31 protein-coding genes and 1 pseudogene are annotated in these 25,144 nt (G+C 44.7%); 20 read left to right on the top strand and 12 right to left on the bottom strand.

Translation table 11 applies throughout. The annotated features are described in order from the left end of the window. The first annotated feature begins 187 nt into the window (after positions 1-187). Positions 188-1,084 (top strand): SDR family oxidoreductase, encoded by an 897-nt coding sequence (locus V7K85_RS24855; protein WP_334817535.1) that lies wholly within the window; start codon positions 188-190, stop codon positions 1,082-1,084. Positions 1,085-1,118: 34 nt separating this feature from the next. Here the strand turns inward: V7K85_RS24855 and V7K85_RS24850 are convergent, their stop codons facing one another. After that, positions 1,119-2,168, bottom strand: coding sequence for an aldo/keto reductase (locus V7K85_RS24850; protein WP_334817533.1), 1,050 nt, complete (start codon positions 2,166-2,168; stop codon positions 1,119-1,121). 38 nt (positions 2,169-2,206) lie between these two features. Further along, positions 2,207-2,335 carry a hypothetical protein gene (locus V7K85_RS24845; RefSeq protein WP_334817531.1) on the bottom strand — a complete coding sequence of 43 codons (129 nt, stop codon included), beginning with the start codon at positions 2,333-2,335 and terminating at the stop codon, positions 2,207-2,209. Positions 2,336-2,746: 411 nt separating this feature from the next. Here V7K85_RS24845 and V7K85_RS24840 point away from each other — a divergent pair, with 411 nt between their 5' ends. From V7K85_RS24840 to V7K85_RS36660, 6 genes are all read left to right on the top strand, one after another. Beyond that, positions 2,747-3,814 (top strand): aldo/keto reductase, encoded by a 1,068-nt coding sequence (locus tag V7K85_RS24840; protein WP_334817529.1) that lies wholly within the window; start codon positions 2,747-2,749, stop codon positions 3,812-3,814. A gap of 328 nt (positions 3,815-4,142) precedes the next feature. After that, a complete protein-coding gene (locus V7K85_RS24835; protein ID WP_334817527.1) occupies positions 4,143-5,030 on the top strand; it encodes an NAD(P)-dependent oxidoreductase in 888 nt (295 codons plus the stop codon). 150 nt (positions 5,031-5,180) lie between these two features. Further along, positions 5,181-5,858 carry a DUF4142 domain-containing protein gene (locus V7K85_RS24830; protein WP_334817525.1) on the top strand — a complete coding sequence of 226 codons (678 nt, stop codon included), beginning with the start codon at positions 5,181-5,183 and terminating at the stop codon, positions 5,856-5,858. 366 nt (positions 5,859-6,224) lie between these two features. Beyond that, positions 6,225-7,541 carry a Gfo/Idh/MocA family protein gene (locus tag V7K85_RS24825; RefSeq protein ID WP_334817523.1) on the top strand — a complete coding sequence of 439 codons (1,317 nt, stop codon included), beginning with the start codon at positions 6,225-6,227 and terminating at the stop codon, positions 7,539-7,541. Positions 7,542-7,574: 33 nt separating this feature from the next. Then, positions 7,575-7,856 (top strand): MFS transporter, encoded by a 282-nt coding sequence (locus V7K85_RS24820; RefSeq protein ID WP_334817521.1) that lies wholly within the window; start codon positions 7,575-7,577, stop codon positions 7,854-7,856. 14 nt (positions 7,857-7,870) lie between these two features. Beyond that, the gene (locus V7K85_RS36660) at positions 7,871-8,269 is read left to right on the top strand and encodes an MFS transporter (RefSeq protein WP_442940620.1); all 399 of its coding nucleotides are present in this window, start codon (positions 7,871-7,873) and stop codon (positions 8,267-8,269) included. Here V7K85_RS36660 and V7K85_RS24810 read toward each other — a convergent pair. The 5 genes from V7K85_RS24810 to V7K85_RS24790 all read right to left on the bottom strand — a co-directional run bounded on the left by V7K85_RS24810 (position 8,159) and on the right by V7K85_RS24790 (position 10,458). After that, positions 8,159-9,166, bottom strand: coding sequence for an aldo/keto reductase (locus V7K85_RS24810; protein WP_334817517.1), 1,008 nt, complete (start codon positions 9,164-9,166; stop codon positions 8,159-8,161). The genes V7K85_RS36660 and V7K85_RS24810 overlap by 111 nt on opposite strands. Beyond that, the gene (locus V7K85_RS24805) at positions 9,097-9,363 is read right to left on the bottom strand and encodes a hypothetical protein (RefSeq protein ID WP_334817515.1); all 267 of its coding nucleotides are present in this window, start codon (positions 9,361-9,363) and stop codon (positions 9,097-9,099) included. The genes V7K85_RS24810 and V7K85_RS24805 overlap by 70 nt, the downstream gene beginning before the upstream one ends. Next, positions 9,357-9,596: a hypothetical protein gene (locus V7K85_RS24800; RefSeq protein WP_334817513.1), complete on the bottom strand. Its 240-nt coding sequence runs from the start codon at positions 9,594-9,596 to the stop codon at positions 9,357-9,359. The genes V7K85_RS24805 and V7K85_RS24800 overlap by 7 nt, the downstream gene beginning before the upstream one ends. Further along, positions 9,515-9,901, bottom strand: coding sequence for an SDR family oxidoreductase (locus tag V7K85_RS24795; RefSeq protein WP_334817511.1), 387 nt, complete (start codon positions 9,899-9,901; stop codon positions 9,515-9,517). The genes V7K85_RS24800 and V7K85_RS24795 overlap by 82 nt, the downstream gene beginning before the upstream one ends. 161 nt (positions 9,902-10,062) lie before the next feature. Continuing rightward, positions 10,063-10,458 carry a (R)-mandelonitrile lyase gene (locus V7K85_RS24790; protein ID WP_334817509.1) on the bottom strand — a complete coding sequence of 132 codons (396 nt, stop codon included), beginning with the start codon at positions 10,456-10,458 and terminating at the stop codon, positions 10,063-10,065. A 304-nt stretch (positions 10,459-10,762) separates the two neighbouring features. On the opposite strand from V7K85_RS24790, the gene V7K85_RS24785 reads away from it, so the two are divergent. From V7K85_RS24785 to V7K85_RS24760, 7 genes and pseudogenes are all read left to right on the top strand, one after another. After that, positions 10,763-11,746 carry an AraC family transcriptional regulator gene (locus V7K85_RS24785; RefSeq protein WP_334817828.1) on the top strand — a complete coding sequence of 328 codons (984 nt, stop codon included), beginning with the start codon at positions 10,763-10,765 and terminating at the stop codon, positions 11,744-11,746. Between the two features lie 46 nt (positions 11,747-11,792). Next, positions 11,793-11,978 (top strand): annotated as a pseudogene (locus V7K85_RS36655) (Tn3 family transposase); the annotation flags it as partial. 498 nt (positions 11,979-12,476) lie between these two features. Then, positions 12,477-13,022 carry a hypothetical protein gene (locus V7K85_RS24780; RefSeq protein WP_334817507.1) on the top strand — a complete coding sequence of 182 codons (546 nt, stop codon included), beginning with the start codon at positions 12,477-12,479 and terminating at the stop codon, positions 13,020-13,022. 48 nt (positions 13,023-13,070) lie between these two features. After that, positions 13,071-13,901 (top strand): hypothetical protein, encoded by an 831-nt coding sequence (locus tag V7K85_RS24775; RefSeq protein ID WP_334817505.1) that lies wholly within the window; start codon positions 13,071-13,073, stop codon positions 13,899-13,901. 180 nt (positions 13,902-14,081) lie between these two features. Further along, positions 14,082-14,231: a hypothetical protein gene (locus V7K85_RS24770; RefSeq protein ID WP_334817503.1), complete on the top strand. Its 150-nt coding sequence runs from the start codon at positions 14,082-14,084 to the stop codon at positions 14,229-14,231. A 33-nt stretch (positions 14,232-14,264) separates the two neighbouring features. Next, on the top strand, positions 14,265-15,422 hold the full coding sequence (locus V7K85_RS24765; RefSeq protein WP_334817501.1) for an XdhC family protein: 1,158 nt from the start codon (positions 14,265-14,267) through the stop codon (positions 15,420-15,422). 12 nt (positions 15,423-15,434) lie between these two features. Then, positions 15,435-16,070 (top strand): nucleotidyltransferase family protein, encoded by a 636-nt coding sequence (locus V7K85_RS24760; RefSeq protein WP_334817499.1) that lies wholly within the window; start codon positions 15,435-15,437, stop codon positions 16,068-16,070. A 243-nt stretch (positions 16,071-16,313) separates the two neighbouring features. On the opposite strand, the gene V7K85_RS24755 is transcribed toward V7K85_RS24760, so the two are convergent. From V7K85_RS24755 to V7K85_RS24740, 4 genes are all read right to left on the bottom strand, one after another. Then, positions 16,314-16,871 carry a peroxiredoxin gene (locus tag V7K85_RS24755; RefSeq protein ID WP_334817826.1) on the bottom strand — a complete coding sequence of 186 codons (558 nt, stop codon included), beginning with the start codon at positions 16,869-16,871 and terminating at the stop codon, positions 16,314-16,316. Positions 16,872-16,928: 57 nt separating this feature from the next. Continuing rightward, positions 16,929-17,171, bottom strand: a complete 243-nt coding sequence (gene sipA, locus V7K85_RS24750; RefSeq protein ID WP_334817497.1) for a regulatory protein SipA — start codon at positions 17,169-17,171, stop codon at positions 16,929-16,931. Between the two features lie 178 nt (positions 17,172-17,349). Next, positions 17,350-17,505, bottom strand: coding sequence for a hypothetical protein (locus V7K85_RS24745; protein ID WP_334817495.1), 156 nt, complete (start codon positions 17,503-17,505; stop codon positions 17,350-17,352). A 73-nt stretch (positions 17,506-17,578) separates the two neighbouring features. Then, positions 17,579-18,097 carry a Spy/CpxP family protein refolding chaperone gene (locus V7K85_RS24740; RefSeq protein WP_334817493.1) on the bottom strand — a complete coding sequence of 173 codons (519 nt, stop codon included), beginning with the start codon at positions 18,095-18,097 and terminating at the stop codon, positions 17,579-17,581. Between the two features lie 412 nt (positions 18,098-18,509). Between V7K85_RS24740 and V7K85_RS24735 the strand changes: the two genes are divergently transcribed. From V7K85_RS24735 to V7K85_RS24725, 3 genes are all read left to right on the top strand, one after another. Further along, entirely contained in the window at positions 18,510-19,775 is a 1,266-nt protein-coding gene (locus V7K85_RS24735; RefSeq protein ID WP_334817491.1) for a sensor histidine kinase, read from the top strand. After that, positions 19,775-20,437 carry a response regulator transcription factor gene (locus V7K85_RS24730; RefSeq protein WP_334817489.1) on the top strand — a complete coding sequence of 221 codons (663 nt, stop codon included), beginning with the start codon at positions 19,775-19,777 and terminating at the stop codon, positions 20,435-20,437. Before V7K85_RS24735 ends, V7K85_RS24730 begins: the two co-directional genes overlap by 1 nt. Positions 20,438-20,694: 257 nt before the next feature. Beyond that, positions 20,695-21,198 (top strand): O-acetyl-ADP-ribose deacetylase, encoded by a 504-nt coding sequence (locus V7K85_RS24725; protein WP_334817487.1) that lies wholly within the window; start codon positions 20,695-20,697, stop codon positions 21,196-21,198. 176 nt (positions 21,199-21,374) lie between these two features. Here the strand turns inward: V7K85_RS24725 and V7K85_RS24720 are convergent, their stop codons facing one another. After that, positions 21,375-21,800, bottom strand: coding sequence for a nucleoside deaminase (locus tag V7K85_RS24720; protein WP_334817824.1), 426 nt, complete (start codon positions 21,798-21,800; stop codon positions 21,375-21,377). Positions 21,801-21,887: 87 nt separating this feature from the next. Between V7K85_RS24720 and V7K85_RS24715 the strand changes: the two genes are divergently transcribed. From V7K85_RS24715 to V7K85_RS24705, 3 genes are all read left to right on the top strand, one after another. Then, positions 21,888-22,679, top strand: coding sequence for an ion transporter (locus V7K85_RS24715; protein ID WP_334817485.1), 792 nt, complete (start codon positions 21,888-21,890; stop codon positions 22,677-22,679). Positions 22,680-22,764: 85 nt separating this feature from the next. Continuing rightward, positions 22,765-23,610 carry an S-formylglutathione hydrolase gene (gene fghA, locus V7K85_RS24710; protein ID WP_334817483.1) on the top strand — a complete coding sequence of 282 codons (846 nt, stop codon included), beginning with the start codon at positions 22,765-22,767 and terminating at the stop codon, positions 23,608-23,610. Positions 23,611-24,000: 390 nt separating this feature from the next. Beyond that, positions 24,001-24,756, top strand: a complete 756-nt coding sequence (locus tag V7K85_RS24705; protein ID WP_334817481.1) for a Uma2 family endonuclease — start codon at positions 24,001-24,003, stop codon at positions 24,754-24,756. Positions 24,757-25,144 lie beyond the last annotated feature (388 nt).

Below are 25,144 nucleotides of genomic sequence, written 5' to 3'. Positions count from 1 at the left end.
CTCCCAAATGTCTTGCTATCCATGAGGAGAGCTTTGTTGGGGGTCTGCCGAAAGGTAGAGTCGAAGAGATGCATCAGAGTCTTAAAGCTGTTACTAATTACAATGGCTTTGTTGTACCAAGTGGGTAGGTGCGAAACAAAAGCGATCGCTACATTAATTGAATACATCACATTCGTGAGAGCAACAGATGACAAACGATCGCTTGAAGATGCAAGATCCACGTCAGCAATATCCAGGGCCGCCCTTCCCTCGTCAGCCCCAGCCTGCACCGGGACTAGCTCAACAGATGGACCCTCAGCCGGATCACGGTGAAAAGAGCTATACAGGATGTGGAAAGCTTACAAACCGAAAGGCGTTGATCACTGGAGGAGATTCCGGTATAGGACGTGCTGTAGCGATCGCGTTCGCGCGTGAAGGGGCTGATGTGGCAATCTCCTATCTCCCCAGCGAAGAGTCGGATACACGAGAAGTTATAGAACTGATCGAACAAGCGGGACGTAAAGCCGTCGCTCTTCCGGGTGACATTACGGATGAGAATTTTTGCCGAAAACTCGTGACAGATGCAGTAGAATCTCTGGGCGGTTTAGATATTCTCGTCAACAATGCTGGCGCACAGAGTACTAGTCCTTCCATTGGCGATATCACCACCGAGCAGTTCGATAAGGTGCTCAAGACTAACCTCTACGCGTTATTTTGGATTATACAGTCGGCAGTGCCGCACCTAAAACCGGGCGCAGCCATCATTAATACAGCTTCCATTCAGGCCTATGAACCTTCAGAGGCACTCATTGACTATGCGCTCACCAAAGCAGGCATTGTTACTTTCAGCAAAGCACTCTCTAAACAAATGATTGAGAAAGGTGTGCGTGTCAACGTTGTAGCGCCCGGCCCCTTCTGGACGCCGCTACAGCCCAGTGGCGGTCAAACTCAGGAAAAGATTGAGAAATTTGGCTCCACGGTTCCGATAGGACGACCCGGACAGCCGGTAGAGATCGCTCCTGTATACGTACTCCTTGCTTCACAGGAGGCAAGCTACATCACAGGAGAGGTTTATGGCATAACGGGTGGTGTCGGTATTGCGTAATGTCTGTTGTGCTGCTGATGAACCGAAGCAGCTATCACCAGCCCTGAACGGTTGTACCGCCGAAGATGCTGCGGTTCACCTCGCTTGTGAAGATGCCGTAGGGGAAGGCGGGATCAAGCGCACTGCTTTCCTTTAGCATCTGGAACTGTTCCGGGGTGAGGCGGATGTCCAGCGAGTCCAGGTTGTCGTGCAGTTGTTCGAGCTTGCTGGCACCCAGAATGGGCGAGGTAATGCCGGACTGCGCCGAAACCCAGGCGAGGGCGACCTGCGCCAGGGGGCGCTCAACTTGCGCGGCGACTGTTCGGAGGGTGTCGAGGACGCGCCAGTTACGATCAGTAAACTTCTGATTGCCAAAGGGATTGCTGCCGCTGAGGCGTCCCTGTCCGGTAGCTCCTTCACCCTCGCGCTGGTACTTGCCAGCAAGAAAGCCGCCAGCAAGCGGACTCCAGGGACAGATGCCGAGTCCACAGTCACGGGCAGCGGGCAGATGTTCGCGCTCGATGCTGCGCTCGGTGAGGGAGTATTCAAGCTGCAAGGCAATCGGTGCGGGAATACTGTGCGCTGTAGCAAGCGCAGCTGCCTTGGCAGTGTACCAAGCGGGCACGTCTGAGAATCCGAAATAGCGGATCTTGCCAGCGCGCACCAGATCGCCGAGCGACTGTAGCACCTCTTCGACGGGCGTGACCAGATCCCAGGCGTGCATCCAATAGAGGTCAATGTAGTCGGTGCGTAGCCGACGCAGCGATCGCTCTATCGCCCGGTACATGTTCTTGCGTCCGTTGCCGCCCGCATTCGGGTTGCCCAGTTCGCCGCTGTGAAAGGTGAATTTGGTTGCAAGTACCAGTTGGTCGCGCAGGCTGCGATCGGCAATATAGCTACCGATTAGTTCTTCGCTGCGACCCTTGGCATACACGTCGGCAGTGTCGATGAAGTTGCCGCCCGCCTCGACATAGGTGTGGAAGATAGACTCCGAAACCTCATCAGGCGCACCCCATCGCGGGGTGCCGAAGGTCATAGTGCCGAGGGCAAGCGGGCTGACGATTAAGCCGGAGCGACCGAGGGTGTGGAAGGCGGTGAGGTTCATGGGGGTTTTTCTCTGACTGGAACAATACGATCCGTTGTCTAGACTGCGCTAGCTGTCGGGCGGACAATCACTTCGTTGACATCGACATCATCTAGCTGAGATACAGCATAAAAGACGCCTTTAGCGATCGCCTCAAGTCTGCGGGTGCTATGTGCCCACAGCCCCACGGAACCCTACTTAAGATAATATATTACTAATTGCAATACCTTTGCCCAAAACAGAGGTAGTTTAACTTTTGCCGAAACAGCCAATAGACTTGCGTTTGCTTAAGTATTAGGCAAAAGGTAGAATCCTTACCCAGACGTACAGGATAGTCAAAATTACTTCCACTAAAACCATAGAGGATTTTACCAGCTCAGTTTTTTGCCTGATAGCAAAAAGAAGCGTGTATTATCTTACAGCAATTCTAAATTTAAGAATTGATAAGGGATTGAAGCGTATGGGTTACTAATGCATCGACTTGTATTGTGAATGCATCTTCCGGTGTATGTTTCAAAGCACACCTTAGTTAGATTCTCTGTGCCAGATTGTCGTGCTACGATTCGGCTCATTCCTGTTGTTGCTTGTAGGAGACAATTATGGAGATCAGTAGACGCAGCTTGTTGAAAACTGCTTCTGCTTCGGGATTAGTGGCGGCAGGACTTGCAGTTTCGGAAGGATTTTTGCAGCCGCTCCTAGCCCAAACAGAACCTGTTAATGAAAATACTCAACTGCTAGCCCAAACACCCACTCCAACTCGACGCGGCGAAATGTTGTATCGTACCCTCGGACGCACCGGAGAAAAAGTATCTGTGATTGGCTTGGGTGGGTTTCACATTGGAAAAATTGAAGAGGAGCAAGAAAGTATCAAGCTGATCCGCAGTGCCATTGATCGCGGCATCAACTTTATGGATAACTCTTGGGACTATCACAACGGACGTAGCCATCGGTGGATGGGAAATGCTCTTAAAAATGGTTATCGCCAAAAGGTCTTCCTAATGACGAAAATCGATGGTCGCACTAAAGGCGCTGCGAAGATGCAGATTGATGAATCGCTCAAAGATTTGCAGGTCGATCACATTGATTTAGTGCAGCATCATGAAATACTGCGCTTTGAAGACCCCGATCGCGTCTTTGCTCCTGGCGGTTCGATGGAGGCAGTCGTCGAGGCGCAGAAGGCGGGCAAAATTCGCTATATCGGTTTCACAGGACACAAAAATCCCCTAATTCACCTTCAGATGCTGGAAACTGCCACACAAAACGGTTTCCGCTTCGACACCGTGCAGATGCCATTGAATGTGATGGATGCCCATTTTAGAAGTTTTGAACATCAGGTTTTACCTGTGTTAGTGAAAAACAACATTGGTGTGCTGGGAATGAAATCAATCGGGGAGTCTTACATTCTCAGAAGCAACACCGTTAGTGCGATCGAGTGCCTGCACTACGCAATGAATTTGCCAACGTCAGTTGTAATTACAGGCATCGATAGCATGAGAATTTTAGACCAGGCGTTTGAGGCAGTCCGCACGTTTGAGCCAATGGATCAGGCACGAGTTACAGCACTGTTAGCCCGTACCCGTGAGGCAGCGGCTAAAGGGCTGTACGAACGATATAAGACCACAAACCAAAATGACAGTACAGCGATGAATCCAGCTTATCTGGGGTAAAGATTAATACTATGTTCAACCGTGTCAATTTTAGATTTTAGATTTTAGATTTTAGATTTTTTTGGTTCATGCCCCGTCCAAGCGTGGTTGAAAGAAATCCAAAATCCGACGCTCCTACGTCCCTAACGCTGCGCTATCACAGATCAGTATCAGTACTTCTTTGCGAGACGCTAACGCGAACGTCCCACCACTCTAACGTGGTCGGGGTCAGCAAAAGTCAAAAGTCAATCCCAAATCTGAAATCCAAAATTGATTGACTTCGACACACTTCATGTGTGCTAAAAGTATCACTATTTTCTTGAAGTAAGACACCATCTAGAACATCATCATGAAACGCATTGCGTATTTAGGACTTGGCATCATGGGCAGTGGTATGGCAACCAACTTGCTCAAAGCGGGCTACGAGGTCACGGTTTGGAATCGCAGCCCAGAGTCTTGTAAGCCTTTAGTTGAACAAGGTGCAACACAAGCACAAACAGCAGCACAAGCTGTAGAAAATGCCGAGGCGATTATCTACTCGCTCTCGAATGACAATGTGGTTGAAGAGGTTGTCTTTGGGCAGGATGGCATTTTATCGAACGTGCGCTCAGGACAAATTGCGATCGACATGAGTACAGTTCATCCTGACACTTCCCGCAAAGAAGCCGCAGCCTATGCCGAAAAGCAAGTTGAATTTCTTGATGCACCTGTTTTCGGCAGTAAAAACGAATCCGCAGCTGGAGGATTGTGGATTGTCGTTGGTGGCAAACGGCAGGTATTTGAGCAAGTCAAACCAATTTTGGAGTCGTTAAGCGAAACGATTCATTATCTGGGCGACACTGGCAAAGGCGCGTCGATGAAACTGATCGGTAACTCGATTGTGGCAACCCAAATCGAAGCGTTAGGAGAAGCGCTGATTCTGGCAACTAAAGCCGGACTGAATTCACAAGATGTTCTTGATGTGCTGCATGTGGTGGATTTTCGCTCTCCGATTTTTGACGGCATAGGCAAGATGTTGGTGAATCGTGATTTCACGCCAAGTTTTGCGTTAAAGCATTTGCTCAAAGATGCCAATTTGATCGCTCGATTTGCCCAAGATTTAAATTCTCCAATGCCTGCTGCGGCAATTGTCAAAGAAACCATTAAAACAGCAGTTAATCAAGGATGGGGGGAAGAAAATGCATCGGCATTAATCAAAGCTTTGGAGTTAGAAGCAGGAGTGACCGTTGAATCATAACTGCAAATTACTGAAATTAATCGACTCTGTTTGTAATTCACAATTTCAACTCGTCATCTTCAGCATTAGTGGTCGTACTCAATTGTGCGATCGCGCTTGTTTTTCATTTTACGTTGCAAGATATAGCTTTATCTAAGGAGAGCATTGATTATGTCCAACTTTAAAATATTCTCTACTGGTATAGTAGCGATCGCCTTATCTTTGGCGACTGGTTGCACACCAACTACTCCGCATGACCAGACTACATCTGAAGCTCCACTTGCTCAGTCTGTGCAAACGACTGAGAGTCCATCACCTACGGCATCACCTACTGCGTCACCAACTACACCAGGGCAAAATACTCTCAGTTCTTCAGACATACAGTTCATAACTGAAGCCGCTCAAGGTGGTTTAGCAGAAGTCCAACTAGCACAACTGGCATTAAAACGTGGAACTAGCAATGCGGTAAAACGGTTTGCACAGCGCATGATTAAAGATCACAACCCGGTGAACACTCAACTCGAAAAGTTGGCGAAAAAAAAAGGTGTAACGCCGCCAACTAGTCTCGACAGCACAAATCAGCAAGTCAAAAAACGCTTATCCAAACTTACTGGTGCTACCTTTGACCGCAAATATATGAATCAGATGCTTGAAGATCATCAAAATGATGTCTCCGCATTTGAAACTGAAGCTAAACAGGGACAAGATCCAGATGTGAAAGCATTTGCGGCTCAAAAGCTACCAACCCTCCGAGCACACCTGCAACAGGCTGGTTCCATTGTTAATCCTGGAAGTTCAACTAGCACCCCAACTCCAACTAGTACCCCAACTTCAACTAGTACCCCGTAAAGTAATACAGTTCAGTTAAGTATTTCTTCCTTCTCTTGACGATGGCAGTCGCTCCTGGAGGAAACCCGCTGACGCCCTCTACGAGACGCTGTTCGCGTTCGCAGACTCGCTAACGCGTAGCGTCTCGTAAAAAAGACTGCGCTGCCTCTTTTTTGCGTTATTGTGATGCATCTGCTGCGCGTACTCCTGCAAAGAAGCAAGCTATGCGTAGCGTTTTTAATTGCAGGGGAACGCATTAGCATTGTCAGTCGGCGCATTGGCATTGTCAGCCGACGCATTGGCATTGCAGGGTATTGCCAAATTTCATTCGCTACGAATTAATGAAATGCTCTACTAAATCCAAAATTTCATCATTAAGGAACCACGATGTCTGAATTGTTTAAAGGAAAATTTTCTCGTCGTCAGATTATGACTACTGCTGGGTTAGGAGCCATTTCAGCCGCCGCAATTGGTAGTATGGGCGAAGAAGTTGCTGCCCAACAGCCAACTCAGCAAGCCACCCCACGCGGAGGTTCCTTGCCGCCTCAGATAGAGTTTCCGCCGATTTCGGCATCAACCGAAGTTGAAACAGGGGGGCCGCCAACAGCATTACCCCCAGAGCAACGCTTGGGGTTTGCGATCGTCGGATTGGGCAGACTGACATTGGAAGAAATCATGCCTGCGTTTGCAGAATGTAAACTAGCAAAGCCAACTGCATTAGTTAGTGGCGATGCTGCCAAAGCCAATCAAGTTGCCCAGCAGTATGGCATCAAATCGCAGAACGTTTACAATTATCAGAATTACGACAATCTCCGCAACAATTCAGACGTTGATGTGATTTATATTGTACTGCCTAACAGTATGCACCGAGAATATACGGTGCGTGGTGCGAAAGCAGGGAAGCACATTCTGTGTGAGAAGCCAATGGCAACCACAGTCGAAGATGCTCAACAGATGATCGATGCGTGCAAACAAGCCGATCGCAAGCTGATGATTGCTTATCGCTGCCAATACGAGCCGCACCATCGCGCCATGATTCAGATGATCCGCAGCAAAGAATTAGGAACTGTGAAGGTGATTCAGGCAGATAACGGACAAAACCAGGGTGGTGACTTAAACCAGTGGCGGTTGAAACGCGCTTTAGCTGGAGGTGGCTGTTTACCAGATGTGGGAGTTTATTGCCTGAATGCAACTCGCTATTTGACGGGAGAGGAACCGATCGCAATTAGCGCCCAAACCTTCAGTACTCCCGGTGATCCGCGCTTCAAAGAAGTAGAAGAAAGTGTTACCTTCCAATTGCGGTTTCCCAGTGGGATAGTAGCAATTTGCTCCACCAGCTACGGCTTTCACGAAGCGCGTCGGTTTCGCGTCTTCGGCTCTGATGCTTGGGGACAAATCGATCCGGCGTTCTCCTACAACGGTTTGCGGATGATGATTTCACGCAAATCACCAACAAACAGCATGGCAGAAAATGTCAGCGAAGTGCGGATAGGCGAGAAGAACCAGTTCGCCTTAGAAATTGATCATATGGCGGATTGTGTGATTCAAAATAAGCAACCCCATACGCCTGGTGAAGAAGGTTTGCAAGACCAAAAACTGATAGCGTTGATTTACGAAGCGGCACAAACAGGCAAAACAATTACTCTACCTCGTGTGTCAGGACTAGATACCACTCGTGGCCCCGCTCCTCGAATGCTGAAGTAAATACGTGCATACCGCAATCATCACAAGCTCTGCTTGGAGTTATGCTCGATAAATCTTTGTTTGGCGATCGCAGGTTTTATACTGGTGGCGGCAAATGCAGGAGTCGTCTTTTTGACTGATGCCCTCTCGTTTGTCGGGGTGATTATTATCCTTTACCGTTGGCAGCGCAAACCGCTTTATGAAAGCGCCCTGCCCGCAGAGCGAGTATTAGGTTCTATGCGGGCTGGTATTCCCTATGTCCGCTTTTCTCCCGCCCTGCAAGCCGTGTTAATTCGAGCGGCTGTTTTAACTATAGTTGCACGAGTGCTTTGTTAGCCTTGCTGCCTTTGGTGGCACAACAGGATTTGCGACAGGGAGCAGGTGGGTATGGTTTACTACTAGGTTGCTTTGGATTTGGGGCGATTGTCGGTGCGATTTTGATGCCACGACTGCGGCAACATCTCACAGCCGATGGAGTTGTGATTGCAGGAACTTTTGTGTTTGCGATCGCCACATTAATTTTGGCATTCATTCACAATGTACCTATGGTGTTGCTGGCTTTGCTAGCAGCTGGGATTGCCTGGACAAGTATGATATCCAGCTTGAATATCACAACCAGAGAAAACATTTTTTGCCGTTTAGCGACCGGTCATTTGCTCCAGGTTTTCGGGATACCGAGCCCCTTGCACCGTGATCTTGGAGGCCGCATCATTGATGTCATGCAGATCGTCGGGCGTGAGATCGACTGAGACTGCCCCGATGTTTTCGTCCAAGCGATGCATCTTCGTGGTGCCTGGGATCGGAACAATCCACGGCTTCTGAGCAAGCAGCCAGGCGAGCGCGATCTGAGCAGGTGTCGCCTGCTTCCGCTCTGCGATGCTGCCGAGCAGATTAATCAGGGACTGATTCGCTTTGAGAGCCTCCGGCGTGAAACGAGGCAGGGTGCTGCGGAAGTCGGAGCTGTCGAAGGTTGCGTTTTCGTCCATCTTGCCAGTGAGAAAGCCCTTGCCCAGTGGGCTGTACGGGATAAAGGCGATTCCGAGTTCCTCAAGGGTCGGTATCACTTCCTTCTCCGGCGTCCTCGTCCACAGTGAGTATTCGCTCTGGAGAGCAGTGACTGGCTGAACAGCGTGCGCGCGACGGATCGTTTGCACTCCTGCTTCAGAAAGTCCGAAGTGCTTCACCTTACCTGACTGAATCAGTTCCTTCACCGCTCCTGCCACGTCTTCGATCGGCACGTTTGGGTCAACCCGGTGCTGATAGAGCAGGTCGATTGTCTCGACCTTGAGTCGCTTGAGCGATCCCTCGACAGCCTGCTTGATGTGCTCCGGCCGGCTATTCAGTCCGGGCGAACCCTTCATCCCGCGGGGATCGAAATTAGGACTCACGTCGAACCCGAATTTGGTGGCGATGACCACTTGCTTGCGGAAGGGAGCGAGGGCTTCGCCCACAAGCTCTTCGTTTGTGAACGGGCCGTAGACCTCGGCGGTGTCAAAGAAGGTAACGCCGCGATCGACGGCGGCCCCCAGAAGAGCGGTCATCTCCTGCGTGTCTTTGGGCGGGCCATAAGAAAAGCTCATTCCCATGCAGCCCAACCCGATCGCCGAGACTTCCAGATTACTATTGCCAAGTTTGCGGTTTTGCATTGTTTTTCTCCGTTGATGTGGAACTGATATTGTTCGCCGTTGATCGCTCCCGCCGTTGTCAGTCGCCTTCGCTGCGATCGCTGCTCACAGGGAAGGTCGTTGATGCGGAACGAAGCACTTGTGTGACCCCATCGAGGCCAAAGATAGAAGACGTTGAGGAGGATGAAGAGCAGCACCGCCAGCACAATCCTTACCAAGGCTGCGTGGTTGGGCCAATCGTAAATTCGTTCACGTTTGTGTCTTCTGGCTGGTCAATCGCAAACGCCACAACACTGGTTACTCGATCTGGTGAGATGCCATATTGCTCATACAACTTTGTCATTTTTTCAGCCACATCTTGGTCAGTAATCATATCCAACAACTCAGTGTTAATTGCGGCAGGGTAAATTGTCGCAGTACGAATGTTAGTCCCTTCTTGGGCAGACTCCATGCGTAGAACTTCCATGAAATCGCGTACAAACCATTTCGTCCCACCATAGATCGCACCACACCGGCGTTGTTAAAGGCAAAGTCCAGCCGCCCAAAGGTCTCGATGGTCTTGTCCAGAGCCGCCTTCACATCCTTAGCTTGCGCCACGTCGCACGTGACGGTGAGCACTCGTTTGCCGAGTTCTTCGATCATACGAGCCGTTTCTTGATTGCCCTGTTCTGAAATGTCAGCGACCACCACATTAGCGCCCTCACGTGCAAATGCCAGCGCCGTAGCTCGACCGATGCCGTTCGCTGCTCCGGTCACAAACGCAACCTTTCCTGTGTAGTTTCCGTTATCGTTCGGTGTTATTTTTTACTCCTTGTGTTGCTTATTCGGAAAGTCTTTATCAGAATTTCCATGATCTATTGCCGTGTGGTGGACCCAAGGACGTGCATCTCAACTCCCAAAAATTTCGGATACGGCGATCACTTTTGATACTGTTCGTCGCTGACCTGTTCCATCCAGTCCACGGGCTTGCCGTCGAGCTGTTCCTGAATGGCGATGTGCGTCATGGCTGTGGTTGCTGTAGCACCGTGCCAATGCTTCTCATCCGGCGAGATCCAGATCACGTCACCTGTTCGTATTTCCTCCCTTGGAGTACCCCATCGCTGCACCCAGCCGCAACCTGCCGTCACGATCAGGGTCTGGCCTAACGGGTGAGTGTGCCATGCTGTCCGAGCGCCAGGCTCGAACGTGACACTGGCGCCGATCGCGCGTGCTGGATCGTGCGCCTCGAACAGGGGGTCAATGCGGACAGTGCCGGTAAAATACTCAGCCGGCCCTTTGGCGGAAGGCTGTGAGCCACTTCTTTTGATGTCCATTTGCTTTATTCCTTCACTTGATGCCATTTGGGTTGCTAGCCCAATCATAGAGATTGAGCATTTATGCTTGCTCTATCTGTAGGGATGGATTTTTTTAACAAACAAGGTTAGCCTTGATGACATTTTGGTTGTCAGTAGGCGAGTCTCTTGCCCAATCAAAACTGAGTTTTCTCTTGGATAAAAATCCAGACGCTTATAAGAAGCCGGAATCATTTTTCATTGCTTTAGCTTCATTCTAAGGATTCTCAAGGGCAAGCAATATGACGATCGTCTAAGATCGTTGTACAATCCTGCAAAATTAGAAATGAACGCTGCCAAAAGGAGTGAAAAGTCCGATATGGATTTAATGAACGACCAGCAGGCAAAGCGCGAGGCTTCCAGAGCGCAAGCCAACAGAGACGAACTGACTGAGCGCATCTCACAGGCTATCCGTAACGATGGGACGATTGAGCCACTGAAAGGATTACACCTCAACCGCTCCTCCTCGCCTGCGGAATGCGTTCATAGTATCTCTGTCCCTGCCTTTTGTGTAATTGCCCAAGGCAGTAAAGAAGTCCTTCTGGGCAGCGATCGCTATCAGTACGACCCGATGCATTATCTGCTGGCGACGGTCGAACTGCCGATTGTCAGCCAAATTCTGGAAGCGTCCCAGGCCCAACCGTACCTTAGCCTTCGCCTCGATTTCGACCCCATCCTTGTCGGTTCAGTCATGGTCGAGGCGGGCTATCCCTCACCACAAAGCCGTGCCAATGTAAAAGCGATAGACGTGAGTCCATTGGATGCGCCTCTGCTAGATGCCGTACTACGGCTCGTTAGGCTTCTTTGTGCCCCCGCCGAAGCTCGGGTTCTGATGCCTCTGGTCACACGGGAAATCATTTACCGACTCCTGATGGGAGAGCAAGGTAGTCGGCTCCGTCATATTGTAGTTCTGGGTGGCTACACCCACCACATCGCCAGGGCCGTCGCGCGACTTCATAAAGACTTTAAGGAGCCGCTTTGTATTGAAAGCATCGCACGAGATATTGGAATGAGTGTCTCAGGCTTCCACCATCACTTCAAATCTGTTACTGCAATGAGTCCCTTGCAGTTCCAGAAGCAACTGCGGCTCCAGGAGGCTCGACGTCTGATGCTAGGGGAAAGCCTTGACGCTACCAGTGCTGCCTACCGTGTGGGTTATGACGATGCCTCGCACTTCAACCGGGAGTACAAGCGGCTCTTTGGTGCACCACCGATGCGTGATGTAGAGCGGCTGCGAGAAGCTGCTAGGGAGACTGCTAGTTCAATATGATCTCCTCAAGACGTCCTAATCTTGCCAGAAATCGTTTCCACGCAAACATCCTTTAACGCGGGCACTTCAGAAATACGGCAGATTGATCAAGACAGTTCATATTCTGCGTTGGTATGCCGATGAGACCAATCACCGCACGCTGAATCGCCAGTTCAACAAAGGGGAAGCGCAAACTTCCCTTGAATATCCCGTTTCAGGATCAACCTTCCTATGTAATACACCGTTAGTTTAGCCCTAAGCGTGTATTACATGGAAGATGTATTCTACTTTGATTCTGGTTTTTGAAGTATAAAATGGTTAACTCTTTTTGAAGCATATCTTAAGGTAAAAGTTTATTTGATAATTCAAATCACATTTACAGTAGCAGATTGAGAGATTTGCGAAAGGGTTTTTGCCTTTCATCAAGGCGATGATCCCCCGGTTATTTCTCACATGATTTATCCTCACCAATATCAATAAACACGAGCTTAGAAAAGACCTCCTATGAATTGCGATCGCTCTTTCGTTGCTTAACGCTCTTTATATTACTCTGAAAAAATAAAATATTTGTAGGTTGGGTTGAACAAAGTGAAACCCAATAAAAGCAAGGATTCTTGGTGTCGGGTTTCGTGACTCAACCTAACGCTCTTTCATCACTCTCACCAGAGAATAAAACATTAATCTTTACTACGTAAGATTTTAAGGTAAAAAAGATGATTTTAGCCATTTAGAGCAGCGCCAAACTACGCTCTTGCCAAATGTTTTAGTGGGTGAGGTAGCTCTCCTGACGCAAGCACCCCATGAGATGACGGTGCAAACCCTTGAACCCTGCCAATTATTCTGTCTATACTATGCCGACTTGCTCACAATATTGGCAGTAGACAATAAGGTATATCTTAAAGTAGTTGGGATGATGCACTTTTGCGATCGCCCAGGACAGCGTGAAGGTATTCTTGTTCATCACCGCACCACAACTACTGGTAAAATATTTACAGTTCTTAAAAATCCGCAATGTGGCTTATATTTCCGTCTTTCCCCTGAAGGTTGGTTAGTGTGGCAACACTTAGATGGACAGCATAATTTACAGGATTTGACTTTTACCTATTTCAGCATTCTCAAATCTTTCGCACCTCAAAAAATTGCCAAAATTGTGGAGCGCTTGGCAATATCTGGCTTTTTGGAAAGACGAGAAGTGCATCCTGACATTCTCAAAACTCTATCTCAGCTACAGTGGAAATCTCACCTTTATTGGTTGCAATATCCAAGCAAACAAGTTTCTAAGTTGGCTGAATCATAGATTTATCTTCATCAGCTAGACTCATTTCTCACCTATCTTTATCGCAAGGTGGTACATTACCTTTACACTTGTCAGAGTCAGATTGTCCTAGCAGCGATCGCCATAGCTGGACTGTTGAGTTTTATGATTATTAGTACTCACATCGTAGCAAATGTTGCAGTTGTACAAAAAACTGCAATATTTTTACCGTTCATAATAATATCTTCTCAGTTTGCCACTCTTTTTCACGAGTTAGGACATGCCTTCACTACTAAAAGCTTTGGTCGTGATCTGCATAGAGGTGGAGTAGGTTGGTACTGGTTCGGACCAGTATTCTTCGTAGATACTTCAGATATGTGGCTAGCTGAACGCTGGCAACAGATTGCTGTGAGTCTGGCAGGACCTTATACAGATTTGATTATAGCTGGCATCGCTGCACTTACAGCCTGGTTTATGGCAAGTCCTCTGATATCAGCAATGCTGTGGTCATTTGCGCTTCTACGATACGTCGGGGTGGTATTGAATTTAAACCCATTACTCAAGTACGATGGCTACTATGTGCTAACAGACTACATAGAACGTCCTAATCTCCGAGAAGAAGCACTAAGCTTTCTGCGGTGGCAGGCAATTGATGCATTAAAGCAACCCAATCAGCTCAAACGTCATAGAGTAGAGTTGCTGTACGGTTGTTTATCTTTGCTCTATGTGTTGTGGATGGTTATGTTGCTCTTGAGCTTTGGTCGGGAGTTCCTTAGAAGCCTGCTATCTCAATATTTGCCGGAGCAGATAGCATCAATCATACCATGGGTGTTAGTTACTGCTATAGTCTTAATAGTGATTATTAGTACTATCACTCATCTTTACAATGCTCCTCGCCCTGAGACAGCAGGTAAGCTTTAATAAAAATAATTTTCAAGGATGTTTTAAAAGCTATTAAAGTACTCTGCTAAAACTGTAAGTTACAGAAAATCAGTATTCCGTGCTAACTCTCATGATAGATAAATAACTCAAGTTGGCAACTATCCTGGGAGGCATGATTTCAGCGGTATTTTCGCTTATCTTGGATAACACAACATCGCGATGCCTGCGGCGGTAAACAACGCACCTCAATCTAATGCATATACTGTAATCGTTAACGGGCGGCAAATCGAAGGAGTGTTTGACAATAGCAGCGATGCACAATGGCACAGTCATCACATTGTTTTCATTGGGACTGCCTATTCAAGCTAACAAACTGCTAGAAACAGAAAAATAAGCAATCAAATGAACGAATTACAAGCAATTTTAGAAGGCTTTGAATCAAGTCAAAAAAGTGGTGAAATCACTTTCCTTGCCACTGTAGTCAAAACTCAAGGTTCAACCTATCGCCGATCGGGTGCCAAAATGTTGATCACAAATACAGGTCGGATGATCGGCACAATCAGCGCTGGTTGCTTGGAGAACGACGTATTTGAGCATACTCAACAACGAATGTCAGACGGCAAACCAATTGTTGTTACTTACGATAACACCGCCTCTGAAGATATTCTTTGGGGCTTTGGTCTGGGGTGCAATGGGACAGTGCAAGTTCTCATCGAACGTCTTGAGAGAGAAAGTTCACCGAATGCGATCGCTTTTATACAAGAGTGCTTTGATAAAAAACATTTGGGTATTATTGCTACAGTTTTTGCCTTTGAAGGCGCAGTCAAGGTCAAACTAGGGTCGCGCTTACTGCTGTATCCAAATGGTAAAATAATCACTGACATCAAAGATCCAAATTTAATTCAATCTCTGATTACAGATACTCAAGCAGCCTTGGCTAATCAAAAGTCGAGCGTAAACAACTATCAGTTACCTTTAGGTAGTGTAGAAGTTTTTATCGAAGTCATCCAACCACCCACGCCTTTAGTAATATTTGGTGCAGGTTATGACGCTGTACCCGTAGCCCAGTTTGCTCAAGCATTAGGTTGGCAGGTTACTGTAGTAGATTGTCGAGCTAATGAGGCAACTAGAGCGCGATTTCCTATGCCTTGTGATGTGATTCTTAGTCGGCGAGAAATTGTACATAAACAGGTGTTTATAGATGCCTACACAGTTGCTGTCGTGATGACGCATAATTACCTTGACGACCTAGAAATTTTGAAAATGTTGCTGCCATCTCCTGCACGCTACATAGGGGTTTTAGGTCCAAAGCCGCGGACTGAAAGATTACTTGAAGATTTACGTTCGCAAGGAATAGTTTATACTACTGAACAATTAAAAAGATTGCATGGCCCTATTGGAATTGACATCGGAGCAGATACACCTGAAGGAATAGCGATCGCCATTATTGCTGAAATTCAAGCAGTGCTAACAAACCGCAGTGGGAATTTTTTAAGAAATCGCAATCAACCAATTCACCAAAGCTATGAAAGCAACTTAAACTTGCTACTTCCCACATAGTTTTTATCTGTTATGGTATTTAACACTGAGCAAATAGACAAGGAAAAATCAACCATAGCCATTATGATTCTTGCTGCTGGTGCATCTACTCGTATGGGTACACCTAAACAACTATTGCTTTATCAAGGACGTAGTTTTTTGCAATACATAACAGAAATGGCGATCGCTTCAGTTTGTCAACCTGTAGTAGTAGTACTTGGAGCAAATGCAGAACAGATTCATCCTCAAATTAAGCAACTTCCCGTTACAGTAGTTAAGAACTCGGATTGGGCTTGTGGAATGAGTGCTTCAATTAAAAGCGGTATTGAATTGTTAAATAATCTTCCTCAAAAAATAGAAGCAGTAGTTATTACACTTTGCGACCAGCCATTTGTTTCTCACCAAATTATTAATCAACTTGTTGATGCATATTATTCGGCAAATAAACCGATTATTGCTTGTGAATATGGGGGTACATTAGGTGTCCCCGCTCTATTTAGTCAGAGATTTTTTTCAGAACTTGCTGCTTTGAAAGAGACTTCAGGAGCAAAAAAAGTTATTAATAATAACCTCAAGGAAGTGTTTTCCATTCCGTTTCCACTAGGGGATATCGATATTGATACACCAAAGGATTACGAACAATTGTTATCAATTACCACGCGGAACTAATTTATTGCACTGCTATGATATTTCTGGCTTGCCGCTAGTTGAAGAATAATTCAGAACAAGAAAGTGGGGGATTCAAACCCGCCACTCTCTTACTCAGGAACTTCGTACTGTGCTTGAGCCTCAAACTCCTAAATACTGATTATTAGATAGGCAGGGGGTTTATTGGGCGTTAATAGCTAAATAGAGCAAATTATACGCTTTAGCCTCAGCCAAGGAGGCAAATCCCTAACTTAGGCTAATCGTCTAAGAAGCTGCCGACTGTAATTTTTCTAGTTGTGCCAGCACTTCTGAACTATGAATGGTTGGGTTGACTTTGACAAAAGTCTCGCGCAAGACGCCCTGAGGATCGATGATAAAACTGTGGCGCATCGATAAGAAACCGAGCCACGAACCGTAAGCTTTACTCACTGAACCATCAGTGTCAGCCAACAGCGGAAATTTTAGTCCCTCTGAATCACAGAATTTGGCATGGGAATCAATGTCATCAGCACTGACGCCAATAATCTGAGTGTTTTTTTCGAGGTATTGGGGTAAGTCTTGTTGAAAACGACGAGCTTCTATAGTACAACCAGAGGTGAAGTCTTTAGGATAAAAGTAGAGGATTAACCACTTACCGCGCAAGTCAGAGAGGGAAATTTTGCCATCACCTGTGTTAGTTGGCAAAGTAAACTCTGGTGCGGGTTGATTAATTGCAGGAAGTTTACCACCAAGAGCATCAGCAGCAGAGGTAAAATTCAGCCAGCTGATCACAGAAATACAGCTGGCAAATAATATGCTTAAAAAAGTGCGGCGGGAAATCATGGTGCAAACCAGAATCACAACTTTACACAAGTTTACAATTCCTGGTTACTATTAATCTCACTTTAAATGTGATTCGGGAGGAATCTCTGTGCTTTCAATGTATTGACTATCTAGGAGAAAGGCCCCCTTCGCAAAGCGAATACCCCAATATCCACCGGGTCTGCGGTCAATAACTATACCCTCTTCGCCAATGTGAATTACATCGGGTGGGCGCAGCATCGGCATAGGTTCAGCAGTTTTGACGTAGGCTGGTAGTGCCACAACACGGACTTTACTACCAATTGCGAATTCTTTGGACATCTTAATCAAGCTAGGAGTTTTGAATTAACTCATAACTCATAACTAGCTTGAAAGTCTACAAAATGGGGCATTGGCAATAAATAGGGAAAGGGAAAGGGGATGAAGTTTTTCCCCTTTCCGCATCTTCTGCAAGAAGTCTATTAATTTTTGACTATAGAAAACAATGCCTGGACATCAGTCAAAGGTAAGTGCCAGTAGGGAGGAAACGCAATCTCTGTATTTCCACAATTTGGGGAACATCTCGCCCCTGTGCTTTAGCGATGCCATCGAGTAAACCTAAAACCTGTTGCAAGCCAAAAGCGGGATTTGGGGAAGCGGCAAAGGGTTGCATCATAATCTATCTATCTTGGGATGAGATGGGCAGCACTGCCCACCCCAGATTTATTAACTATTTCTTAAAAGATAGATTATTGGGGATTGCCTTGTTGACGGCGTGAAGGAGCATTTTGACGGAATTGCTCTACTTTTTGACGCTGTTCGGGGGTTAAGACTGCTTGAATCTGTTGTTTTTCAGACTCCCGAATTTGTCGGATTTCGGTTTTCTGTACTTCACTCAGATTTAAGTCAGCAAAATCACCTTTTCCGCGACCGTTATGCTGACCTGGTTGCCGTTGACCTGTTTGCCCCTGAGCCTTACGCGCTTGCCATTCAGCTCGACGTGCTTGTTTTGCTGCGTCTAATTTTGCCTTTTGTTCTGGGGTGAAAACTGCTTCCATTTTGGTGCGGCTATCGCGGCGAATTGCTTGAATTTGGGTTTTTTGGGCATCTGTTAGACCCAATTCTTTCCAAGGACCCCTTTCTTTTTGTGGAGTTTGTGCAAGTAGCACGCGTGAAGGAGAGGCTGTTTGGGCGTCAACAGCAAAGGAGGTTGCAGTTAAAGTTAAGGCGATCGCTCCAGCGACTAGTGATAATGCTTTGAGTTTCATTACTTGTCTCGTTGTTTTTTCTTGGTTGGATGCCACTATCATAAGAACTTATCTTCAGTAGTCACATGAGGAGAAAGTCATGGTTCTGCCCATGACTTTAGTCATGATTGAATTTTGACAAAGATGATTGACAATAAATAATTAGGAGTTAGGAGTCAAGACGCGATTAATCGCGTCTCTCAGAAGTTAGGAGTTATGAATAATGAAGATTTTGATTATGATTAATTTATAAATCCTTATTTAGCTTATTGCCTAACGTTTTTGTACTCTGTACTTCCTCTTACTTCTTCACTCAGCGATCAATTTGAGCGGCAGAATCGGCCGCTTAAATCTTCGGTAATTCTAACTCATAACTCTTAACTCCTAATTTCTAACTCATACCTCATAACTTATAACTGGAGCGAAGCGACTAATGAGTGTTCTAATTCAAATTAAGAAACATCCTTTTCCATCTCTGCTTTATCTGGAGTGGACACTACTAGCGATTACTGCATTGACGGCAGTTATACCACCTCCGTTACGGCGAGATCATCATAAGCCTCCAGAACTATCAATTTGTGGTGTATTTCCAGATTTGTCAGTTTGTAGCATCTTGCCAGAACTGTCAATTTATAGTCTAATTATTTTTGCATTAATGGGCTTAAGATTACCCAAGAGTAACCAGATAACTAAGGTAATCTACACAGCAATTGAAATTTTATTGATTTTAACAACTGGATTTTTTGGTGAGAGATTTGCTCGGCTTTTTCCTTTTTTATACATAATTTTAGTTACTCGCAGTTGCTTAATTTTTAAGTTACCTGGGCGTTTATTCGTTACAAATTTATCATTTACCTTATTTTTAGTTACTACGCAACTCAAATACCAGTTATTCAATTTCCAAACATCACCACAAGCACAAGAACGATATCGATTTCTGATTTTGAATTCTTCGCTGGTATTTGGCTTAAGTTTGGTTTTTGTATTGTTGATGATGAATGCAGTATTATCTGAACGGCACAGTCGAGAGAAGTTGGCCATTGCTAACGAAAAACTCCGTCAATATGCCATGCGAATTGAAAATCAAGCTACCTTAGAAGAACGTAACCGCATTGCTCGTGAAATTCATGATTCATTAGGTCACTCTCTGACTGCTTTAAATCTGCAATTAGAAACTGCTTTAAAATTGTGGCAATCTAACCCAGGTAAGGCTGAAACATTTCTAGCAACAGCAAAGGAGTTAGGCTCAAAAGCGCTAAAAGATGTCCGTCAATCTGTTTCTACTATGCGTTCTAATCCCTTACAAGAGCAATCTTTAGAACGGGCGATCGCTAGTCTTTCAGAAAATTTTCATCGCTCAAATGGCATTTTACCAATTTATAAAATAAATCTGGAATATCCTCTACCACCTGAAATCAATACCGCTATTTACCGGATTACTCAAGAATCATTGACTAATATATCTAAATATGCATATGCAACCGAGGTGAAACTAGAACTCACTACGACAAGAGGGAATTTACGATTGATAATTCAAGATAATGGTAGAGGTTTTGATTTAGGGCAAAATACTACTGGTTTTGGACTTCAGAGTATGCGCGATCGGACTTTAGCACTTGGAGGGGAGTTTAATATTAATAGCGCTCTTGGTTGCGGTTGCAAAATTACAGTTAATATTCCATTAACAAGGGTTACATAATGATTAAAGTGTTGCTGGTAGATGACCAAAGTTTAATTCGTCAAGGATTAAAAGCGTTATTAGAACTAGAATCAGATTTAGAGATAGTGGGAGAAGCAGAAAACGGTGAACAAGCGATTAATTTGGTTGCTGAATTTCAGCCAGATGTAGTATTACTAGATATCAGAATGCCCATTATGGATGGAGTTGCAGCCACGCAAGAAATTCAAAAACGTTTTGCCAAAACTAAGATTTTAGTACTGACGACTTTTGATGATGATGAATATGTATCAGCAGCGTTGCAAAATGGAGCAATGGGTTATTTATTGAAAGATACACCATCAGAAGAATTAGCTGTTGCTATTCGTGCCGTTCATAAAGGATATACTCAATTAGGCCCAGGTATAGTTAAAAAGCTGTTAACTCAGTTTTCTAATGGTACACCAACCCAGTCATCGGCTGTACCATCTAGTTTAGCTGAACTTACTCCTAGAGAAAAAGAGGTTTTACGGTTAATTGCTACAGGCGCTAGTAACCGAGAAATTGCTCAGAAACTCTACATTTCTGAGGGGACAGTAAAAAATCATGTTACGAATATTTTAAACAGGTTGAACTTGCGCGATCGCACTCAAGCTGCTATTTGGGCAAATACATATTTATCCTATTTGAATGAGCTAAGTTAAATAATTCGTAATTCTTTGTCGAGCTATTTATACAAATGAAAAAATCATAACTTACCCATTGATAAAGTAGACAAAAAATGATTGAATAAATCAGGAAAAAACAGGCGATCGCTAGAAATTGCGAACTTACCATTATTTGCGATCGCTGATCACCTTAAGCAGACTGAGCGTTTAGCTTGAAGCTAAAACTGGATGGTGGACATCTACATAATACACTTGTAGTATATAAATTAGTCTTGATTAGGCTTAATTGTTTTATGGAAGTAATTTTGGGTGATATCACAAAGTTAGAAATTGATGCGATCGTCAATGCTGCAAATACTAGTCTGCTTGGAGGTGGTGGCGTAGATGGAGCGATACACAAAGCATCTGGATCAGACCTAGTTGATGAGTGTAGGTCACTTAGAGGATGTAAGATTGGCGATGCTAAACTAACCAAAGGATATCGCTTACCTGCAAGCTTTATCATTCATACCGTAGGCCCAGTATGGCGAGGAGGTAATCACGGAGAACCTGAACTTCTAGCTCAGTGTTACTATAAATGTATGCAAATTGCCGCCGAGAAAGAGTTTAATAGTTTGGCATTTCCTTGCATTAGTACAGGCATTTATAAATATCCTAAAGCTTTAGCAGCTGAGGTCGCAGTGAAAATATGTGACGAACAGCTACAAAAGAATGGTCGTCCACAAAGAATAATTTTTTGCTGCTATGACCCAGAAAACTATGAAATATATACAAATATTTTAGGACTTACGCATTGATATAAGTAAATGAATATTGGTTAAATAAATTACTTTAAACCGCAGAGTCACTGAGGATAACACTTACTTAGGAAGGTTTTACGACTTGAGCAAAGTGTCTGTGACACAGAGAGAAAGAACGAGATTTTTCGAGTTAGTTTGAAAGGACTATTCCTAAAAATAAGTTTTTTGATAGCTTATTTAAATAATTCCAAACATTCGTGCTTTAAAACGCCTTTGGCGACTTTGATTTGCCTAAATGACTTAGCAATGACTTCTTCACAAGATATAGTAATTTGTGATTGATTTAACAAAATTAAATCTTGAATTGAAGCACCATATACAATTTCTGATAAACCACTCCAAATACAAGCAGTTGCACACATCGGACAAGGTTCGCCAGTTGTATATATGCTATAACCTTCTAAAGAAGGGTTTTTCAGTTTAGCTGTTAAACTACGAATGACGTTGATTTCCGCATGGGCTGATGGATCTTTGTCTCTCCTCACAGTATTATGAGCTACTGCCATGACTTCCTTATCTTTAACAATCACTGCACCGTAAGGTGCATCACCTTCTTTTGCTTCTGCTAATGCTAAACGCATAAAATATTCTGGGTTCATATAAGCTGAGGTTAACATAAGGATAAGATTAATAATATCGTATTTCTAATGCTATAACTGGGAATTAAGATTAGTTAATGGTCGAATATGTTACTGAGCAGACAAGAAACAGAATTTTACTTAACAGATCTGGAAACACCATTAGGTAAAGCAATTAATTTAACACTTGCTGCGATGGTGCTACTATCATCAGGAATTTTTGTAGCAGAAACTTATAATATTCCTGATTACGTGCGGTTTCAGTTGAATGTAGCTGATACTGCGATCGTGATCATCTTCGCGGTAGAATATTCGCTCCGCCTGTGGAGTGCGGAAAATAAAATTAAATATATTTTTAGCTTTTATTCGATAATTGACTTAATGGCGATTTTGCCATTCTTTCTAGGAATGGTGGATATTAGCTTTATCCGCCTACTACGATGGTTTCGGATTTTACGATTAATCAGATTTATAGATAGAAAATTTTTATTCGCCAGTATCAGTACCGAAGACGGGATGATTTTTGCGCGAATATTATTTACATTATTTGCAATTGTTTTTATTTACTCTGGTTTAATTTATCAAGTCGAGCATCCGGTTAATCCTCAAAATTACGGAACATTTTTGGATGCCTTTTACTTTTCTGTTGTCACAATGACAACTGTAGGATTTGGCGATGTTATTCCAATTTCTGAATTAGGTCGCTTGCTAACATTATTAATGATTTTTACAGGAATTGCGCTGATTCCTTGGCAAGTGGGGGATTTAATTAAGCGAGTGGTGAAAACTGCTAATCAGATAGAAACAGTTTGTTCAGGTTGTGGTTTGGCTTTCCATGATCTAGATGCTGGGTTTTGTAAAAGGTGCGGGACTAAGTTACCTAGTCGCAGGGTTGATTGAGAAGGTGCAATTAGAAGCTAATTGTGGATAGTTCACGCTAAAATAATCATTCTCCGGCAGCCGCTCAGGAAAGAGAATATAACCAATGTCTAACCTCAACCTCATCTCAGAATATAAAAGCTTTGGTGGTAAACTCGGCTTTTACAGTCATTTCTCCTCAACCTGCAACAGTGAAATGCGCTTTGCTGTTTATCAACCACCACAAGCAACTCAACAGCCAGTACCAGTTCTCTATTTCCTCTCTGGTTTAACTTGCACTGAAGAAAATTTTATGGGGAAGGCGGGGGCGCAGCGCTACGCGGCTGAGTATGGCTTGATGCTGGTTGTGCCAGATACTAGTCCTCGTAACACAGGGATTCCTGGTGAGGATGATGATTGGGACTTTGGCACGGGTGCGGGCTTTTATGTTGATGCTACAGAAGAACCGTGGCATCAGCACTACCAAATGTATAGTTATATTATCCAAGAATTACCTGCTTTAATTACCGCAAATTTCCCCGCCCAACCTGAGAAACAAGGCATTTTCGGTCATTCAATGGGGGGACACGGGGCGCTAGTCTGTGCGATGAGAAACCCAGAACTCTACAAATCAGTATCAGCGATCGCACCGATCACTGCACCTATGCGTTGTCCTTGGGGTCAAAAGGCTTTCAGTGGTTATCTTGGCAGCAATCAAGAAAGTTGGCGTGCTTATGATGCTAGTGAATTGGTCAAGCAAGTAGCATATCACAGTCCAATTCTTATTGACCAAGGGACTGCTGATAAATTTTTAGCTGAACAATTACTGCCAGAGGTGTTTGAGCAAGCTTGTGCAGATGTTAAGCAACCCCTAAATTTGCGTTACCAAGAAGGCTATGACCACAGTTATTATTTTATCGCCAGTTTTATTGAAGATCATATCCGTCACCATGCGATCGCTTTATTGACTTGATATTAGCCGTATTATTGCTGAGTGCATAGCAGTTAACCGCCGGACAATCTAGTCAATCTCCAAATCTAATATCCAATTTATCTCTTAGCCACTGCGCCCTTGCGCTCTCCCGACTTATTCGCTCTTAGCGTTCCCGCTCTTTAGCACGTGGCGTGGATTTAGAGGTATTTAGAACGTTTTGCTACCGACAAGAGAACTTTTCAAACATCCTCTTAGCAAAAAATCTTTAAAATAATTTACAACCATAATTAACTACATAAATATTTCTACATCATCAATACCCGCAGCAGTATATAGAGGGGCGGGTTTTTTGCCCCTTTTTTTGATACTGGTATCGCCTTCATACCGTCCTAGAAGCGATAAAATCAAAAATAAATTCATGCTGTGTTTATGGCAACCCAACTCAGTGAAGCCAAATCCCAAACTGAACTGGTAATCTCTTGGGAAGCCTTACCCAAGGATTTTCAACTAGAGGATGAACCAGTGGAAAATACGGGTCAACCACTTTTGGCTGGTGCTTTACGTGAAAGCCTAGAAATCAGTGGATTCATCCAACCCCAGATGTTGATAGCTTCAAACTTTGGTCTTTGTGCGACAGTTAACGGGCAATTTATTGCCAAAGCACCTGACTGGGTTTATGTGCCCTCGGTTAATCAAGTTGTGGGCAATCGTAAAAGTTATACACCAAATTTAGAAGGAGATATCCCAGCGATCGCTATCGAATTTTTATCCGACACTGAGGGTGGAGAATATTCGGTAAAGCGAACTTATCCACCAGGGAAATGGTTTTTCTACGAGCAAATTTTGCAGATTCCCATCTACATAATTTTTGAACCAGATGGCGGTTTATTGGAATTTTATCAACTGGAAAATAGACGCTATGAGTTAAAGCAACCTGACGAAAATGGTCGTCATTGGATTGATGTTATGGGCTTGTTTTTGGGAACATGGCAAGGAAGAAAAGAAGCTCGCACTGGTTATTGGTTGCGCTGGTGGGATAAAGCTGGTAATTTATTACCTTGGGCTGTGGAACAGATTGAACAAGAACGCCAACGCGCCGAACAAGAACGCCAGCAAAAGGAACGACTGATTGCTTATTTGCAATCTCAGGGTATTGACCCGAATAATTTGCCCCCGTTCGAGTAGAAACTAAAAACCGCGTTTGTTGAAATTAAGTATGAATTTGCTCTGACTCTAATTTAGAATCCTTTTCTAGGGGCAATTCATGAATTGCCTCTAGAAAAATCATCCGATTTTGCAAAACAAACTATTTTGTCAATCAAGCACTCACAATATAAGCTGAGTCAATCGCCACTAGACGACCAGCGTCTACCAAAGCTTGGTATACCATCACAGTTACCTCAGCGCGTGTTGCATCGCGGGTAGGATTGAGTTGTTTGAGATTCGGGTGATTGACGATAATCCCTTTGTCTATAGCTGAATGGCACTAAGAAAAGCTCTAACCTATACTCCATAATGATTACAGGCATTAATGCCTTAAGAGCAGTGGACGCTTTGCTGCGATCGCTATTTT

Origin of the sequence: Nostoc sp. (assembly GCF_036917615.1) — a bacterium.
GTDB lineage: Bacteria > Cyanobacteriota > Cyanobacteriia > Cyanobacteriales > Nostocaceae > Nostoc.
Note: the sequence above shows the minus strand (reverse complement) of the source record. Positions and strands in the feature narration are given on the sequence as shown.